Origin of the sequence: Nocardiopsis sp. TSRI0078, from assembly GCF_001905145.1 — a bacterium.
GTDB lineage: Bacteria > Actinomycetota > Actinomycetes > Streptosporangiales > Streptosporangiaceae > Nocardiopsis.
In genome coordinates this window covers 369,200-385,511 of record NZ_LWLB01000033.1, presented here as the reverse complement: position 1 = coordinate 385,511, position 16,312 = coordinate 369,200, and the positions used below count along the sequence as shown (strand labels likewise).

The following is a 16,312-nucleotide window of genomic DNA, read 5'->3' as shown; positions in this document are numbered from 1 at the left end:
GGGCGGTCCAGCTCTGTACGTAGTCTTCGTCTGAAACCGGTCCGCCTCCCCTTGGACGGGGACGCGGACCGCCCGCGCGTCGCGTACGACGGCGGTTGTGCTGCAAGGGTATCCACACCCGGACCCCTTCCAGGTCGCCGTCAGTGCCGGGGGCGCGTCGCCGTGCGGCCTCCCGAACGCGGGAAGGGCCTGTGCGGCGGCGGACCGCGCCCCGCGCGGGGCGTGGAAAGATGGGACCGTCCACCGCCAAGGGCGGTCCGGGAGGCACGGAGGGAGAGCGCGTGGGGATCGGCTGCGTCAGCCGTCGCACGGTGCTGGGCGCGACGGCCGCGGTGGGTACCGGGATCCTGGCCGGGTGCGGCCGCACCGAGTGGTACCCCTCGGACGTGACCCCGGACGAGTACGTGCTGCGCTCCGTGGTCCGTGAGAAGGAGCGGATGGTCGCGCGCTACGAGGCCGCGGTCGCCGAGGGGGCGGGGCCCCAGGAGCTCCTGGAGCGGTTCCTGGAGCACCACCTGTCCCATCTGGACGCGCTGCTGGAGGCCCTGCCCGAGAGCTCCTCCCCCACACCCCCGGCGGAGGCGGACGCCTCCCCGTCGGCCCCCGAGGAGGACCCCGCGCCGGACACGGCCCCGGGCGCCGCCGGGCTCGGCGTGCTGGAGGCGGCCGCCACGAGCGCCCGGCTGGACCAGGCGGGTGCCGTCACCGACCCCGGGCTGTCCCAGCTGATCAGCGCGATCGGTGCCTGCGAGGCCGGGCACGCGCACCTGCTGGCCGAGGCCTAGCGGAGCGGGAGCGACGGACGGGGCGAGCACCCCGAGACGGAAGAGGCAGGTGGCAGGTGAGCGAGGAATCCGCGTCCCCCGGACAGGCCCCGGACGCCGGTCCGGACGCGCTGGCCGAGGCGCTGCGCGCCGAACACGCGGCCGTGTACGGGTACGAGTACGTCGGCGGGGCGGCCGAGGACGAGGACCGCCGCGAGCGCGCGAAGGACAACGCCTACCAGCACAAGGCGCTGCGCGACGCGCTGCACGCGGCCGCCGTGGAGCGGGGCCTCGACCCGCCGCCCGCCCTGGCGTCCTACCCGGTCTCACAGGGACACGGCGGCAAGGCCGTCGACTCCTACGCCGTGGGCCTGGAGGAGACGACGGTACGCGCCTACCTGTGGCTGACGGCCTCGCGGGACACCGATCTCCGGGTGACCGGGGCCAGGGCCCTGCAGGAGGCGACCGTGCGCGCCCTGGAGTGGGGCGGGGTGCTGGACGCCCTGCCCGGTTTCGACGAGGCCGGATAGGGGGTCGGGAGGCCGCTCACACGGCCCGCCTCGTCCGAAGCCGACGGTCCGGCCAGAAGTCCAGCAGCCGCTCGTCGCCGAGGACCCCGACGCCCCCGCCGCGGACGGGGCGCCGGCGGTACACGAGCAGGAGCAGTTCGGTCTGCGCCATGATCCCGGTGCAGTGGCGCTCATGGTCGGAAACGGTCATGGCGGCACCCTAGGCGCCACCCCCGGCCCTCGGGCCGCGTCCCGGTGGGGACGCGGCCCGAGGGCGGGGCGGGCGCCTCAGCCGCGGCAGGCGGCGACGGCGCGCTCCACGATCTCGGCCAGGGCGACCTCCTCGCGGTCGCCGGTGGCGCGGTCGCGCAGCTCGACCACGCCGTCCTTGAGGCCGCGGCCGACGATGACGCCGGTCGGGATGCCCAGCAGCTCGGCGTCGGTGAACTTCACGCCGGGCGAGACCCCCTTGCGGTCGTCCACCAGCACGCGCAGGCCCCTGGCCTCCAGCTCCCGTGCGATGCGCAGCGCCTCCTCGACCTGTTCGCCCTTGCCGGTACCGACCACGTGCACGTCGGCGGGCGCGATCTCGCGCGGCCAGACGATGCCCTTGTCGTCGTGGGACTGCTCGACGATCGAGGCGACGGCGCGCGAGACGCCGATCCCGTAGGAGCCCATGGTGATCCGCTTCGGCTTGCCGTCCGATCCCAGAGCGTCCACCTGGAAGGCGTCGGTGTACTTGCGCCCCAGCTGGAAGATGTGGCCGATCTCGATGCCGCGCGCGGTGTACAGCGTGCCCCTGCCGTCGGGGGAGGGGTCGCCGTCGCGCACCTCGGCGACGTCGATGGTGCCGTCCGGGGTGAAGTCGCGGCCCGCGACCAGGTCGATGACGTGGTGGTCGGCCTTGTCCGCGCCGGTCACCCAGGCGGTACCGGTGACCACCCGCGGGTCGACCAGGTAGCGGACCTTGTTGTCCAACAGCGCGCGGGGGCCGATGTAGCCCTTGGCCAGGAACGGGTTGGCGGCGAAGTCGGACTCCTCCAGGAGCGCGACCTCCGCGGGTTCCAGCGCGGCCTCCAGGCGCTTGAAGTCCACCTCGCGGTCGCCGGGCAGGCCGATGGCCAGCAGCTCCCACTCCTCGGAGCCGGGGGCGCGGGTCTTGACCAGGACGTTCTTGAGGGTGTCGGCCTCGCTGAAGTCGCGGCCCAGGCCGGCGTTGTTGAGGAAGTCCACCAGGGTCTGGATGGTGGCGGTGTCCGGGGTGTGGTGCACCACGGCCTCGGGCAGCCCCTCGACGGGCAGCGCGTCGGGGGCCGGGACGGACACGGCCTCGACGTTGGCGGCGTAGTCGGACTCCGTGCTGCGCACGAAGGTGTCCTCACCGTTCGGCGCGACGGCCAGGAACTCCTCGGAGGCCGAGCCGCCCATCGCGCCCGAGGTGGCCGACACGACCACGTACTCCAGGCCCAGCCGGTCGAAGATCCGGATGTAGGCGTCGCGGTGCTTGTCGTAGGAGGTCTGCAGGCCCTCGTCGTCGATGTCGAAGGAGTAGGAGTCCTTCATGTGGAACTCGCGGCCGCGCAGCACGCCGGCCCGGGGACGGGCCTCGTCGCGGAACTTCTCCTGGATCTGGTACAGGATGACCGGGAAGTCCTTGTAGGAGGAGTACTCGCCCTTGACCAGGAGCGTGAACAGCTCCTCGTGGGTGGGGCCGAGCAGGTAGTCGGCGCCCTTGCGGTCCTTGAGGCGGAACAGGGTGTCGCCGTACTCCTCCCAGCGGCCGGTGGCCTCGTAGTACTCCTTGGGGAGCAGGGCGGGGAGGAGGACCTCCTGGGCGCCGATGGCGTCCATCTCCTCGCGCACGACCCGCGAGACGTTCTCCAGGACGATCCTGCCCAGGGGCAGCCAGGAGTAGATGCCGGGGGCCGCGCGGCGCACGAACCCGGCGCGGACGAGCAGCTTGTGGCTCGGCACCTCGGCGTCCGCCGGGTCCTCACGCAGGGTGCGCAGGAACAGGGTCGACATCCGCAGTAGCACGGCCACTCCTCGTGGGATACGCAGGAAAACTTGGAAGGCCCGAACACATCTGGAGAGGTCCAGAAGGAGTCGGGATCCCAGGCTAGCGCTAGTGCGGGAGCGCCCGCGCGGGCGCTGAGCATAACCTGGAGCCGAGGAACGGGAGGCGGAAGTGGGCAGACGCCGCGCACGGGAGCAGGAGCGTGGGCACGAGCGGGAGGAGTCCGGCGTGGAGCCGGGCATGGAGCTGCTCGCCGACGCCGACCGGCCGGACTCGTGGTTCCTGGTCGTGGAGGGCACACCCCAGTCCCATGTGGACCTGTCCGACCCCTCCTACCTGGACTTCTCCTACATGCGCCGGATCGCGCACGCCGCCGACCTCGTGGCTCCCCCCGGAGAGCCCGTCGAGGCCCTGCACCTGGGCGCGGGCGCGCTCACCCTGGCCCGCTACGTGGCGCACACCCGACCCGGGTCCCGCCAGCGCGCGGTGGACGTGGACGCGCCCCTGGTCGACATGGTGCGCCGGCGCCTGCCCTGGGACCGCAGGGCGCAGCTGCGCGTGGGCATCGGCGACGCCCGGGAGTGGATCACCGCCCGGCACGCCGACAGCGCGGACCTGGTGGTCAGCGACGTGTTCGCCGGCGCGCGCACCCCGGCCCGGCTGACGTCGGCGGAGTTCTACGCCGAGCTGGCGCGTGTCCTGCGGCCCACCGGGATGCTGGTGGTCAACATCGGCGACGGCGGGAGCCTGGTCCACGCCCGGAGCCAGGTGGCGACCGCGCGGACGGCGCTGCCGCACACGGCGCTGTCCGCCCCTCCCGGTGTGCTGCGCGGGCGCCGGTTCGGCAACCTCGTCCTGACCGCCTCCCACCGGCCCCTCCCCCTGGACGAGCTGGGCCGCCGGGCCCACCGGGACCCGGAGATGGCCCGCCTGCTGGAGGGCGAGGACCTGGACCGCTTCGTCTCGGGCCGCGCGCCCGTCCACGACGCCGACGCCGTCGACTCCCCCGCCCCGCCGGACGGCGTCTTCTAGCCCGGAGGAGGGCGTTCGTCCTCCTCTGCTCCCCGCCCCCTGGCTCCCGTCCCCGTACTCCACGGGGAGTACGCCGCCGCCGGAAAACCCTCCCCTCGGGTGACGCGCGCCCCGGAGGGGCTCCCCGTACTGTCGATGGTGTGGCAGCACTACCTCCGCGTCCCACACGCGCCGACGCCTGGATCACCCTGGTCCTGCTGTTCCTGTCCCTGGGCAGCACCTTCGTGATCGAGCTGGTCGACCCGGTGCCGACGGTCAACCGTGACCCGTGGCCGTGGGGATACGCACTCGTCCTGGCCGCCTGCCTGCCGGTCCTGTGGCGGTCCGCCTGGCCGTGCGTCACCGGGCTGGTCTCGGTCCTCGCCTCGACCTCGTACTACCCCCTGGGCTTCCCCGACGGCCTGGTCATGCTGTGCGCCGCCGTCATGCTCTACACCCTGGTCCGGTGGGGCTACCGGAAGTTCGGATGGGTGCTGGGCATCAGCCAGTTCCTCATCGTCAACGCCTACGAGATCGCCCTGGTCGGATCCTTCCGCCCCGAGGCGGTCGGCCTCATCGCCTGGGTCATCGTCCTGCTGTGCGCGGGCGAGGTCGTGCGCTGGCGGCACGAGTACATGCGGGCCGACCGCGAGCGCGAGGCCGAGAGCACCCGCACGCGGGAGGAGGAGCTGCTGCGCCGGGCCTCCGAGGAGCGGGTCCGGCTGGCCCGGGACGTGCACGACACGGTCGCGCACAACATCTCCCTCATCAACGTGCAGGCCGGGACCGCCCTGTACCTCATGGAGACCGAGCCGGAACGGGCCGCCGAGGCGCTGGCCACCATCAAGCAGACCAGCAAGGACACCCTCACCGAGCTGCGCGGCATACTCGGCGTGCTGCGCGCGGTGGACGAGGCCGCGCCCAGGTCGCCCGTCCCCGGCCTGGACCGCGTGGAGGAGCTGGCCGAGGGCACACGCGGCGCGGGGGTCCACGTGACCGTCGAGGCCGCGGGAGTCCCCGGGCACCTGCCCGTGGGCACCGAGTCCGCCGCCTACCGCGCGGTCCAGGAGTCGCTCACCAACGTGGTCCGCCACTCCGGGGCCTCTGCGGCGAAGGTCCGGATCGAGCACCACCCGTCCCTCCTGGTCGTGGAGGTCGACGACGACGGCCATGGGACCGTCGGGCCCCCGGTGCCGGGCAACGGCATCACCGGGATGCGCGAGCGCGCCGCGCTCGTGGGCGGCACGGTGGACGCCGGGCCCCTGCAGGGGGGAGGATTCCGGGTGCGTGCCCGGTTCCCCCTCAACGGCGCCGGGCCGGAGTCCGTCCCCCACGACGAGGAAACGAGGGCCCGTTGATCCGGGTACTGCTCGCAGACGACCAGGCCCTGGTGCGCGCGGGGTTTCGCGCGCTGCTGGACAGCGCCCCCGACATCGAGGTGGTCGCCGAGGCCGCCGACGGCGAGGAGGCCGTCCGGCTGGCGCGCGCCGAGCGCCCCGACGTGGTCCTGATGGACATCCGCATGCCCGGCGTGGACGGCCTGGCCGCCGCCGAGCGCATCCTCTCCGACTCCGGCCTGGAGTCGACGCGGATCGTCGTCCTCACCACCTTCGACCTGGACGAGTACATCTTCGAGGCGCTGCGCTCGGGGGTCAGCGGGTTCCTGGTCAAGGACACCGAGCCCCGTGACCTGCTGCAGGCGGTACGGGTGGTGCACGGCGGCGAGGCCCTGCTCTCCCCCGGGATCACCCGGCGGCTGATCGCCGACTACGCACGCCGCCCGCCGAGCGCACCCGACCCCTCCGTGCGGCTGAACGGGCTCACCGAGCGCGAGCGCGAGGTGGTCGCCCTGGTCGGCGGCGGCCTGTCCAACGAGGAGATCGCCGCCCGCCTGGTGGTCAGCCCGGCCACCGCCAAGACCCACGTCAGCCGGGCCATGGTGAAGCTGGGCGTGCGCGACCGCGCCCAACTGGTCGTCATCGCCTACGAGACCGCCCTCGTCACGCCCCGGTGGAGCCGGTAGGGCCGGCCCCAGGCAACCCCGGGGCCGCCTCGGGGATCACCCGTACACCCACCGGTGTACCTCCTCCCGCGCTCCTACCCCCGGAGGCGGCCGTGAGGAGTCCCCGCCGGGACGATGCGCCCGTCCCCGCCCCCGCCGGATGCTTGGACGCGTTCCCACCGCCGAACGCGAGGCCCGACGATGTTCGAAGACCCCCTTCTCCTGGCACGGCTGCAGTTCGCGCTGACCGCGGCCACGCACTACACGTTCGTGGCACTGACCCTCGGGCTCGCCCCGTACATCCTCACCACCCAGCTGGTCGCCACCCTGCGCGGCGACCGCTCCCGGATGACCGCCGTGCGGTTCTGGGGCGGCCTGTACCTGGTCAACTACGGCATGGGGGTCCTGTCCGGCCTGGTGATGGAGCTCCAGCTCGCGCTCAACTGGAGCGGTCTGCACGAGATGTTCGGCTACACCTTCGCCGCGCCCCTGGCCCTGGAGACGATGACGGCGTTCTTCGTCGAGTCCACGTTCCTGGGGCTGTGGATCTTCGGTTGGGACCGCATGGGCCGGTGGGCGCACCTGGCCTGCTTCGCCGTCGTCACCGCGACGGCGTACGCGTCGGCGTGGTGGGTACTGGTCTCCAACGGCTTCCTGCGCAACCCCGTGGGCTTCGAGATGGTCGACGGCGTGGCGCACATGACCGATCCCGTCGCGCTGATGACCAATCCGGCGGCCGTGATGGCGTTCGGGCACATCGTCACCAGCTCGCTGGTGGTCGGCGCCCTGGTGGTGGGTGCGGTCAGCGCCTACCACCTGATCCGCCGCGGCGACCCGCACGGCGTCTTCGGACGGGGTGTCCGGTACACGGCGATCACGATGGCGCTCACGTCCGAACTGGTGGCCGTCTTCGGCGGAATGCAGTTCGGCTACTTCGGGGAGGATCCGCCCACCAGCGGCCTCACCTACACCGCCGCGGAGATCGAGGCGGTCGAGGCGGCCTCGGAGGGAGGACTCGTGCGGGCCGCCAACTCGACCGGCGAGATCCTCATGTTCACGGTGTACGCGGTGATGTTCCTCATCGGCCCGACGATGCTGCTGGGCTGGCTGGTCAGCCGCCGGGTCCAGGGGGTACGGCGGCGGAGGTGGCTGCTCGCCCCGCTGGTCGCCGCACCGGTCCTGCCCTACGCCGGGATCGTCGCCGGCTGGGTGTTCCGGGAGACCAACCGCCAGCCCTGGGTGGTGGTGCACCACCTGACCACCGCCGACGCGGTGACACCCATGTCCCCGGGCACGGCCGTGCTCTCCTTCGGGTTCTTCACCGTGGCCTTCGCGGTCCTGGCCGCGGTCACCTACTGGCTCCTGGTGCGCTACGCGCGGCGCGGCCCCGAGGGCGGTCCGCTGGCCGAGCGCCGCACAGAGCACCCCGAGGCCCCCCAGGAGCCCGCCGCCCCCGTCCACACGTTCTGAGCCAGGAAGGCCGCTGCCATGGACCCCCTCTCCCCCGCACTCCTCGCCCTGCTCCTCGTGGGCTACCTCGTCCTCGCGGGCGCCGACGTGGGCCTCGGCATGCTGATGCCGCACGTGGCGCGCGGCACGGAGCAGCGCCGCCGCGTGGTCGCCGCGATCGCCCCCTACTTCCTCGCCTCGGAGGTGTGGCTGGTCGGCGCCGTCGGCGTCCTGGCGGGCCTGTTCCCCGTCCTGGAGCACCACGTGGTCACCGGGCTGTGGCCGGTGCTCGCCGTCCTGCTGGCCGGATGGCTGGTGCGCGACGCCGGACTGTGGCTGCGCGCCCGTGTGGACGGCGACCGGTGGCGGCTGGCCTGCGACGGCGCGGTCGTCGCGGGCAGTTGGAGCCTCGCCTCCGCGTGGGGGCTGACGGTGGCGGGCCTGCTCACGGACGGGCTCACCGCGAGCCCGTTCACCGTGCTGTGCGCGGTCGCCGTCATGGCGCTGTTCGCGCTGCGCGGCGCGGCCTTCGGCGCCGAGCGGCTGGTCGGCCCGGCGGACTCCGAGTGCGCGGACGTCGCCGCACGCGACACCCGCGTGTTCGCCAGGACCGCTCTGGGGACGGTGGCGCTGGCGGCGGCGTCGGCACCGCTGCCCGGCGGTCCCGCGCTGTCCGCGCTCCCCGTCGCGGCCGCCCTGACCGCGGCGCTGCTGGTCGCCCTGGCGGCCACCAGCGGTCTGGCGGGCCCGATGCTGTCCCGGCACACGTCGGCGGCGGCGATCGCGGTCCCGGGCCTGCTGGTGGCGCTGGCGGCCCGGCTGCCCTCCACCGAGATCCCCTCCACGGTCGAGGTGTTCGTGTGGGCGTCCCTGGTTCCCGTGGTTCCGGTCATGTTCGTCGGGCAGGTTTGGCTCTACCGAATGACACGCCGCCCGGCGGGCGCCCCGACCTTCTTCGCCTGACCGGAGGAGGTGAACCCCCAGGTCGCGCGGGTACGGCCGTTCCACGGCGGCTCCGTGGCGCCTGCCGGGGCACCCCCGCCGGGTTGGAGGATCGGGAGAGCGGGCACGCTCCCGTCCGGGAAACACGCCCGTGACGCCCCTCCCACCGGGGGAGGCCACGGCGTGATCGCGCACGGGCGTCGTCGAGCCCCTGAGGAGGGACTGTGACTCACCCCCTGACCACGACCCCCGACCTGAGCGGATGCAGCTGCGGATCTGGCTGCGGCTGCGGCTGCCAGAGCGGCGGCTCCTGCAGCTGCGGCGGCTCCTGCAGCTAGAGCACCGGGTTCCCAGGTCCGCTGGGAACCGGAGAACCCCGTCCCCTTCCGCGGGCCGCCCCTCCCGGGCGGCCCGTCCCCGTCACCGCACCCCGTACCGGCCCCGCTCCCCCGCACCGGCATGTCGCGACATCGGGCGACGATAGGTATACGCTGTGTGATCACAGTGAAGCTGCGTATCCACCCGTTGGGGGAGATCAGCGATGCCGCCGTTCACCAGACCAGCGTCGGGAAGGGGTCCCCTCTTCGAACACGCGAGGCTGCTCCAGTGCGTACTGTGCATCCGGGAGCGCTCGACGCGGGCGGCCCCCTGGGAACCGGACACGGTCGGGATCCCGGCCGCGAGGTCCCCCAGCGCTCTGGCCCGCATCAACGACGTCGCCTTCTACGCCAACGCCCGCGAGGAGGTGTCCTCCCTGGCCGACGTGTGCGTGGACCTGCTGCACCTGCACGCCCCCGACGCGGGAGAGCACGGCGAGTGCCGCTGCCGGGGATGCCTCCTGACCTGGCCCTGCCCCACCTTCGCCCGGATCCGCCGCCTCATCCCCTAGGAGCCTTGCGCGGCCCGGGGGCACGCCGTGCCGCCGGGGCCCGCCGCGGCTCCGACCGCCCGCAACGGACGTCGCCCGCCGAAGTCGGGGCGCGATCCGACTTCGACGGGCGACGGTTCTCGCCTGCCGCCCGCTGACACCCCGCGGACGAACCGCACGGGTGCCCTCACCGGGTCAGGCATACCCAGAGGTTAATACTGGAACGCGTTCTACCGCAAGAGTCGCAACTGCATCCGCATACGAGGTGAACCAAGACAGCCAGGAGCGGTCGAGGTGATGGAACAGGATCTACCCGATCTGGCCTGAGTGCGCCGTCGGCGGGGAACCCGATTCCGCCACGGGGCCCGTGCGGAGGCGGCGATGCGGGGGCCGTGTGCGTCGGCACGGCCCCGCCCGGCGACGGCGCGGTCGGAGCCGGGGGAACTCCTCCCCGCCGCCGCGGGGGCGGTCAGGCCCAGGGGCGGGGGACAGCCCCTGGGACCAACCTTGGGGGCGACAGGGCGCAGCGGCCCGAGATCCGCTGGGAGTGGGGGAACCTCCCGGCCGGGGCGCGCCCTGCCCAACAGACGTTAACGAGGCGCCGGTAACACGAACACCCTCCATCAGATAACCGGAACGTCTCGATTCCTCCTGGTTGGTGCCTCGCCCTCTTCCCTGACCTGCACGGAAGCGCCCCCTCTTCCGCCTCCCGCCCCCCAAACCCCCGTGCCCACAGAGGCCACAAAAGCCCCGGAAACCACACGGGAACGCGCCCTTCCCCCGAAGGAGGCGGCAACAGTAAAACCGGGAACCGAAAGCGCCAACCCGGGGGAAGGTTGCACGTGGTTGCGATTCCCGGCCGAACAAGAAAGACGAAGGCCCGGGGTGTCCACCCCGGGCGCGGAGTCAGCTTATCCGCGTGGCCAGCAGATATGCGGAGGGGCTGTCCGCGTCGACGATATCGGTCACCCTCCACGCCTGTCCCCCGACGCTGAACACGTCACCCACACGGACGTCGATCATGGGCGTGGGGCGCCACTCCCGGGGCCCGCCGATCTTGGCGACGGGCTGGCCGTCGTCATCGGTCCAGAAGCTGCCCCCGCCGACCGGACCTCCCGCGAAGCGGTCGTTCCGCCCGTAACTGATCTTCTCCTGCGCGCCGACCTCGTGGACCACAGTGGATTCAGTCCCAACCGTCTCGGATTCCATTGAAAGCCCCGCCATGCTAACCCGGACAGAGCAATTGAGGACGCCGTTTTCAGGCCTGTCCGGTGTTTTGGCCAGAGTAGCTGACAAAAGTAATGCGCGGGCCGGGACTTTGGTCCTGACCCGCGCATCGGCGAATAGTCGAATTATCAGCCCCCCGAGGAGGAGCCCCGTCCGCCCTTGAGCCTGCCCACCAGGGTCTCGAACGCCGAGCTGAACGGGTGGTCGTGCACCATGTAGGTCCACGTCATCGACGGGCGCTTGACGCCCACCGAGCCGACGTCGAGTTCGCCGTCCTCCACCTCCAGCTCCTCGAAGCTCTCCGCGGCGCGGGCGCGCGCCTGGTCCAGGAAGCCCTTGAAGACCGGCACCGCCTCGCGGTTGAACTCGTCCAGCGGGTCGCGGCGGCCCAGGAAGCGCAGGTGGATGCCCTCCCGCAGCTCCGACAGGAAGGCGTTGTGGTCGGTCCAGCCCCGGTCCAGGTGGTACAGGGTGATCAGGCGCGCCGCCTGGGCGACCTTCTCCTCGTCCAGCTCCTCCACCAGCTCCGCGTGCCGCTCCTTGCGGTCGGCCCTGACCTGCCGGTCGCCCTGGTCGCCGGTCAGGACCATCTCACGGTGCTCCAGGACCACGTCGCGCTGCACGTCGATCAGCTGGTTGTACCGCCAGGTGTTGCGGTGCACCTCCAGCAGCTGCCCCTCGGCGACCCGCTGCGCGTGGTCCACCATGTTCAGCCAGCCCTCGTCGGTGATCTCGCCCTCGGCGGTGGTCTGGTACCCCGTGGTCTCCGAGGCGTGGTTGACCACCAGGTCGTCGTCCATGCTGACGAAGAAGATGGAGTCGCCCGGGTCGCCCTGGCGCCCGGCGCGGCCGCGCAGCTGCCCGTCCAGGCGGCTGCTGGGGTAGCGGCCGAAGCCCATCACGTACAGGCCGCCGGCCTCCACCACCCGGTCGCGGTCGGCCATGTCGCTGCCGCCCAGGCGGATGTCGGTACCGCGGCCGGCCATCTGCGTGGAGACGGTGACGGCGCCGTAGGTGCCCGCCTCGGCGATGATCGAGGCCTCGTCGGCGTCGTTCTTGGCATTGAGGACCACGCACTCCAGCCCGGCCTCGCGCAGGCGCCCGGCCAGCAGCTCGGACTCGGCCACGTCCTGGGTACCGATGAGGATCGGCCGCCCGGTCTTGTGGACCTCCTCCACCTTGGCGACGAGGGCGTCCTCCTTCTCCTCGCGCGTGGCGTACAGGCGCGTGCCGTGGTCCTCCCGGATGTTCGGCTTGTTGGAGGGGATGACCGCGACCTCCAGCTCGTAGAACTCGCGGAGCTGTTCGGCGACGGCCATCGCGGTACCGGTCATACCGCCGCGCGTGGGGTAGCGCAGGACGAGCGACTGCACGGTGATGGAGTCCAGCACCTCGCCGGTCTCGCTGAGCGCCACCTTCTCCTTGGCCTCGACCGCGGCCTGCAGGCCGTCCGGCCAGCGCTGGAGCAGGGCGATGCGGCCGCGCGACTCGTTGATGAGCCGGACCTCGCCGTCGCGCACCACGTAGTGGACGTCGCGCTGGAGCAGGACGTGGGCGTGCAGGGCCAGGTTGACCTGCGGCAGGACGGAGGTGTCGTCCTCGGAGTACAGGTCCACCCCGCCCAGCGCCTTCTCCACGGCGTCGATCCCGGCGTCGGTGAGCTGGACGTTGCGTCCCTCCCCGTCGACCTCGTAGTGCAGGCGCGGCTTGAGCGTGCGGACGACGTCGGCCATCTCCACGTCGGCGGCCACGCTCTCGGCGGCGCCGGCCAGCACCAGCGGGACGCGGGCCTCGTCGACGAGCACCGAGTCGGCCTCGTCGACGATCGCCACGTTGGGCGGCGGCACGACCCGGTCGTCGATGTCGGTGACCATGCGGTCGCGCAGGACGTCGAAGCCCAGCTCGCTGACGGCCGCGTAGGTGACGTCGCAGGAGTAGGCGGCGCGGCGCTCCCGCGGCGTGGAGTCCTCGTTGATCCAGCCCACGGTGACGCCGAGCATGTCGTAGAGGGGGCGCATCCACTCGGCGTCGCGCTTGGCCAGGTAGTCGTTGACGCTCAGCAGGTGCACGCGCTGGCCGCGCAGGGCGAACCCGGCGGCGGCCAGGGCGCCCGAGAGGGTCTTGCCCTCGCCCGTGGCCATCTCGGCGACGTGGCCGTCGAGCAGGGCCATGACACCGAGGAGCTGAACGTCGAATGGTCGCTCGCCCAGGGTGCGCCGGGCGGCCTCGCGGCCGACGGCGCACAGCAGCACGAGGTCGTCACGACCGTAGGGGAGTTCGGCGTTGCCGAGTTCGATGGCCTTGTCCGTCAGCTCGGCGTCGCCGAGCTCACGCAGACCATCCTCCTCGGCCTCGATCGCCGACAGGAGCTTGGTATAGGGCCGTAGATCCACCGCGCCGGGCTTACCCAGGAAGCGGCGGACGCTTTCCGCCATTCGTCCGAACACCACCACAGAGTAACGCCGGACACACATGTTTGGAGCACCGCGGGTGCCCGCATATGCCGGATATCTCGGCCTCGGCCTCTCCCCGGCGTCGATGGGGGCACCCGCGGCTCAGGCGAGCTGGCGGTGGTGGCTCTGGCGGGCCTCCAGGACCATGGCGTGCTTGACCAGCGTCACCAGGACCCGGACGACGGAGTTGCGGTCGCGGGCGTCGCAGTAGACGACGGGCACCTCCGGGGGCAGGTCCAGGGCCTCGCGCAACTCGTCGGGGCTGTAGAGCGCCTCGGGGTCGAACTCGTTGACGGCCACGACGAAGGGCAGCCGGTACTGGCGCTCGAAGTAGTCCAGCGCCTGGAAGGTGTCCTCCAGGCGGCGGGTGTCGGCCAGGATCACCGCGCCCAGCGCACCGCGCACCAGGTCGTCCCACATGAACCAGAATCGCTGCTGGCCGGGGGTCCCGAACAGGAACAGGGTCAGGTCGGTGTCCAGCGAGATGCGGCCGAAGTCCATCGCGACCGTGGTGCTCGTCTTGTCCGGCGTGTGGGAGAGGTCGTCGACGCCGACGCTGGCGGCGGTGACGGCGGCCTCGGTGCGCACGGGCGGGATCTCCGAGACGGCGCCGACGAACGTGGTCTTCCCGACCCCGAAGCCCCCGGCGACGATGATCTTGGTGGACAGCTCGTTGGATGCGTGGACATGGTTCGTGCTGTTTGCTGGATCGATCACAGTTAGTCCTAGAGGGAGTGCCGGGCCGGTGGGAGCCGCGGGGCTCGCACGACCCGGTCCTGAGGGGTACGGGACTCGCCGGGTTGGGTACCGCCGCGAGAGGCACCGCTCCTGGAACCTAACACCGGACGGCCGTCAGGAACGGCGTTTCGGCTCTTTGGTGTAACGGAACACAGCTTTCGTGGGGCGGGGAGCCGTGGAGCGCGGACAGCCCGGGGGCGCGGGTGGCGGTGGCCGCCCGTGGCGGCGGGCCCCTCGCCGGGGACTGACCGTAACCAGATAAGCACACGTTTGTACCCCGAAGAGGCGACTTTACGACATTGTGAGCGGCCGTTTTCGGCCGCTTTCGGCCGCGCCGATCCCTGTCTGGCGCGGTCCCCGGAGTCTACGGTGGAGGCAGGCCCCCGCACCGGCAAGTGCGGTCGCGGAAAAGACTCCTGGCACGAGGACGCGACCATGCGCGGGAGCCCCGGCGGCGTCCCGGGTGGACGACCACCCGCCGACGCCTCGCTCTTCGGCGTCGGCCGGTCCACACCCCCCGGTCGGCGCTCCGGCGCCCCACCGGCCCACAACCGTCCACGTGGGCCGGTGGCGGCCTTCCCCGCCGCTCCCCCGCACCGCGCGCTCCCCCGCCGGGCCCTCCCTTCCGCGGGCCGGCCCCGCGCCCGGCGAACCCGGAGGGCGGAGCGGCGTATCCGCGACCCGCCGCCCGCGTTGGCCGTAGTATGGGCTGGCCCTCCCCGTCCGTTCCAGCACACCCGCGCGCGTACGTGCGCGAGGGCGCGGCCGGGGCAAGCAAGTCCGAGACGAAACTGTGAGCCGAGAACCCCACATGTCCGATCAGCGCGTCGTCCGCCCCACTCCCATCAGCGGTTTCCCCGAGTGGACCCCTCAGGTCCGGGCCGTGGAGCAGCGCTGGCTGGACCATATCCGCGCCGGGTTCGAGTCCTTCGGCTTCGCCTCGGTGGAGACCCCGTCCGTGGAGAACCTGGACGTGCTGATGGCCAAGGGCGAGACCTCCCAGGAGGTCTACACCCTGCACCGCCTCCAGGCCGATGCCAAGGACGACTCCGACGCCAGGCTCGGGCTGCACTTCGACCTGACCGTGCCCTTCGCCCGGTACGTCGCCCAGCACTTCAACGAGCTGACCTTCCCGTTCAAGCGCTACCAGATGCAGCGCGTGTGGCGGGGCGAGCGCCCCCAGGAGGGGCGCTTCCGCGAGTTCACCCAGTGCGACATCGACGTCATCAACGTCGACTCCGTGCCGCTGCACTTCGACGCCGAACTGCCGCGCATCGTGCACCGGGTGCTCAGCGGCCTGGACATCCCCGCCTGGACGCTCAACGTCAACAACCGCAAGGTCCTCCAGGGCTTCTACGAGGGCCTGGGCGTCAAGGACCCGGTCGCGGTCATCCGCGCCGTGGACAAGCTCCACAAGATCGGTGACGACGGCGTGCGCCGGATCCTGCTGGACGGGGGCCTGGCCGACGAGCAGGCCGACGCGTGCCTGGCGCTGGCCCGGGTCCGGGGCACCGGGGCCGAGGTCGCCGAGCGGGTCCGCGCCCTGGGGGTCTCCTCCGAGCTGCTCGACGAGGGTCTGGAGGAGCTCACCTTCGTCATGGACGACCTGGCCGACCTGCCCGGGGACAGCGTTGTCGCCGACCTGTCCATCGCCCGCGGCCTGGACTACTACACCGGCACGGTCTACGAGGCCTCCTTCGACGACGACCCCGGCTACGGGAGCATCTGCGCGGGCGGCCGGTACGAGGACCTGGCCGGGCAGTTCATCCGCAGGAGGCTGCCGGGCGTGGGCATCTCCATCGGCCTCACCCGCATCTTCGCCAAGCTCGTCGCGGAGGGCCGGGTCCGGGAGGGGCGGTCCTGCCCCACCGACGTGATGGTCGTGGTCCCCGGCGCCGAGCGCCGCCGCGAGGCCCTGCGCACCGGCGAGCTGCTGCGCGGCCGCGGGTTCAACACCGAGGTGTTCCACTCCACCGCCAAGGTCGGCAAGCAGATCCAGTACGCCGCCAAGAAGGGCATCCCCTTCGTGTGGTTCCCGCCCTTCGACGACGGCGGCGACCACGAGGTCAAGGACATGGGCTCCGGCGAGCAGGGCCCGGCCGACCCCGGCACCTGGACCCCCGCCGCGGAGACGGGCCCGGACGCGGGCACGGGCGCCGCGGAGTAGCCGCCCCGGGGCGTGTCCGGCGCACGCGGGACACGCCCTACCACCTTCCCGGCCGTGATGGGCGGTTTCGGCCCGCTCGTGCCGGAACCGGCCATCGTGGGGACAGGTCCGACCCGCGGGTGCGACACTGGGGACGGCGTTCCCCGCGTGCCGCGTCCGGCGCGG

14 protein-coding genes are annotated in these 16,312 nt (G+C 72.3%); 9 read left to right on the top strand and 5 right to left on the bottom strand.

Annotation, left to right across the window (positions count from 1 at the left end):
* Window positions 1-281 precede the first annotated feature (281 nt).
* Both A6A08_RS20865 and A6A08_RS20860 read left to right on the top strand, forming a co-directional pair.
* A complete protein-coding gene (locus A6A08_RS20865) occupies window positions 282-785 on the top strand; it encodes a ferritin-like domain-containing protein (RefSeq protein ID WP_073704401.1) in 504 nt (167 codons plus the stop codon).
* Between the two features lie 56 nt (window positions 786-841).
* Window positions 842-1,294, top strand: a complete 453-nt coding sequence (locus A6A08_RS20860) for a ferritin-like domain-containing protein (protein WP_073704309.1) — start codon at window positions 842-844, stop codon at window positions 1,292-1,294.
* 16 nt (window positions 1,295-1,310) lie between these two features.
* On the opposite strand, the gene A6A08_RS28050 is transcribed toward A6A08_RS20860, so the two are convergent.
* Window positions 1,311-1,484, bottom strand: a complete 174-nt coding sequence (locus tag A6A08_RS28050; RefSeq protein WP_158069297.1) for a hypothetical protein — start codon at window positions 1,482-1,484, stop codon at window positions 1,311-1,313.
* A gap of 77 nt (window positions 1,485-1,561) precedes the next feature.
* Window positions 1,562-3,298 (bottom strand): proline--tRNA ligase, encoded by a 1,737-nt coding sequence (locus tag A6A08_RS20855; protein WP_073704308.1) that lies wholly within the window; start codon window positions 3,296-3,298, stop codon window positions 1,562-1,564.
* A gap of 163 nt (window positions 3,299-3,461) precedes the next feature.
* On the opposite strand from A6A08_RS20855, the gene A6A08_RS20850 reads away from it, so the two are divergent.
* The 6 genes from A6A08_RS20850 to A6A08_RS20825 all read left to right on the top strand — a co-directional run bounded on the left by A6A08_RS20850 (window position 3,462) and on the right by A6A08_RS20825 (window position 9,583).
* Window positions 3,462-4,322 carry a spermidine synthase gene (locus A6A08_RS20850; RefSeq protein WP_073704307.1) on the top strand — a complete coding sequence of 287 codons (861 nt, stop codon included), beginning with the start codon at window positions 3,462-3,464 and terminating at the stop codon, window positions 4,320-4,322.
* Between the two features lie 140 nt (window positions 4,323-4,462).
* On the top strand, window positions 4,463-5,659 hold the full coding sequence (locus tag A6A08_RS20845) for a sensor histidine kinase (RefSeq protein WP_073704306.1): 1,197 nt from the start codon (window positions 4,463-4,465) through the stop codon (window positions 5,657-5,659).
* Window positions 5,656-6,324 carry a response regulator transcription factor gene (locus A6A08_RS20840; protein WP_073704305.1) on the top strand — a complete coding sequence of 223 codons (669 nt, stop codon included), beginning with the start codon at window positions 5,656-5,658 and terminating at the stop codon, window positions 6,322-6,324. The genes A6A08_RS20845 and A6A08_RS20840 overlap by 4 nt, the downstream gene beginning before the upstream one ends.
* 180 nt (window positions 6,325-6,504) lie before the next feature.
* Window positions 6,505-7,773 carry a cytochrome ubiquinol oxidase subunit I gene (locus A6A08_RS20835; protein ID WP_073704304.1) on the top strand — a complete coding sequence of 423 codons (1,269 nt, stop codon included), beginning with the start codon at window positions 6,505-6,507 and terminating at the stop codon, window positions 7,771-7,773.
* Window positions 7,774-7,791: 18 nt separating this feature from the next.
* Window positions 7,792-8,715 carry a cytochrome d ubiquinol oxidase subunit II gene (locus tag A6A08_RS20830; RefSeq protein WP_073704303.1) on the top strand — a complete coding sequence of 308 codons (924 nt, stop codon included), beginning with the start codon at window positions 7,792-7,794 and terminating at the stop codon, window positions 8,713-8,715.
* 520 nt (window positions 8,716-9,235) lie between these two features.
* Window positions 9,236-9,583, top strand: coding sequence for a hypothetical protein (locus A6A08_RS20825; RefSeq protein ID WP_073704302.1), 348 nt, complete (start codon window positions 9,236-9,238; stop codon window positions 9,581-9,583).
* A gap of 885 nt (window positions 9,584-10,468) precedes the next feature.
* On the opposite strand, the gene A6A08_RS20820 is transcribed toward A6A08_RS20825, so the two are convergent.
* From A6A08_RS20820 to A6A08_RS20810, 3 genes are all read right to left on the bottom strand, one after another.
* Window positions 10,469-10,738 carry a DUF6406 domain-containing protein gene (locus tag A6A08_RS20820; RefSeq protein ID WP_073704400.1) on the bottom strand — a complete coding sequence of 90 codons (270 nt, stop codon included), beginning with the start codon at window positions 10,736-10,738 and terminating at the stop codon, window positions 10,469-10,471.
* A 179-nt stretch (window positions 10,739-10,917) separates the two neighbouring features.
* A complete protein-coding gene (gene secA2 / locus A6A08_RS20815; RefSeq protein WP_073704301.1) occupies window positions 10,918-13,224 on the bottom strand; it encodes an accessory Sec system translocase SecA2 in 2,307 nt (768 codons plus the stop codon).
* Between the two features lie 120 nt (window positions 13,225-13,344).
* Window positions 13,345-13,959, bottom strand: a complete 615-nt coding sequence (locus A6A08_RS20810; RefSeq protein ID WP_073704300.1) for an ATP/GTP-binding protein — start codon at window positions 13,957-13,959, stop codon at window positions 13,345-13,347.
* A gap of 832 nt (window positions 13,960-14,791) precedes the next feature.
* Here A6A08_RS20810 and hisS point away from each other — a divergent pair.
* Window positions 14,792-16,147 carry a histidine--tRNA ligase gene (hisS, locus tag A6A08_RS20805; protein WP_073704299.1) on the top strand — a complete coding sequence of 452 codons (1,356 nt, stop codon included), beginning with the start codon at window positions 14,792-14,794 and terminating at the stop codon, window positions 16,145-16,147.
* Window positions 16,148-16,312: the final 165 nt, after the last annotated feature.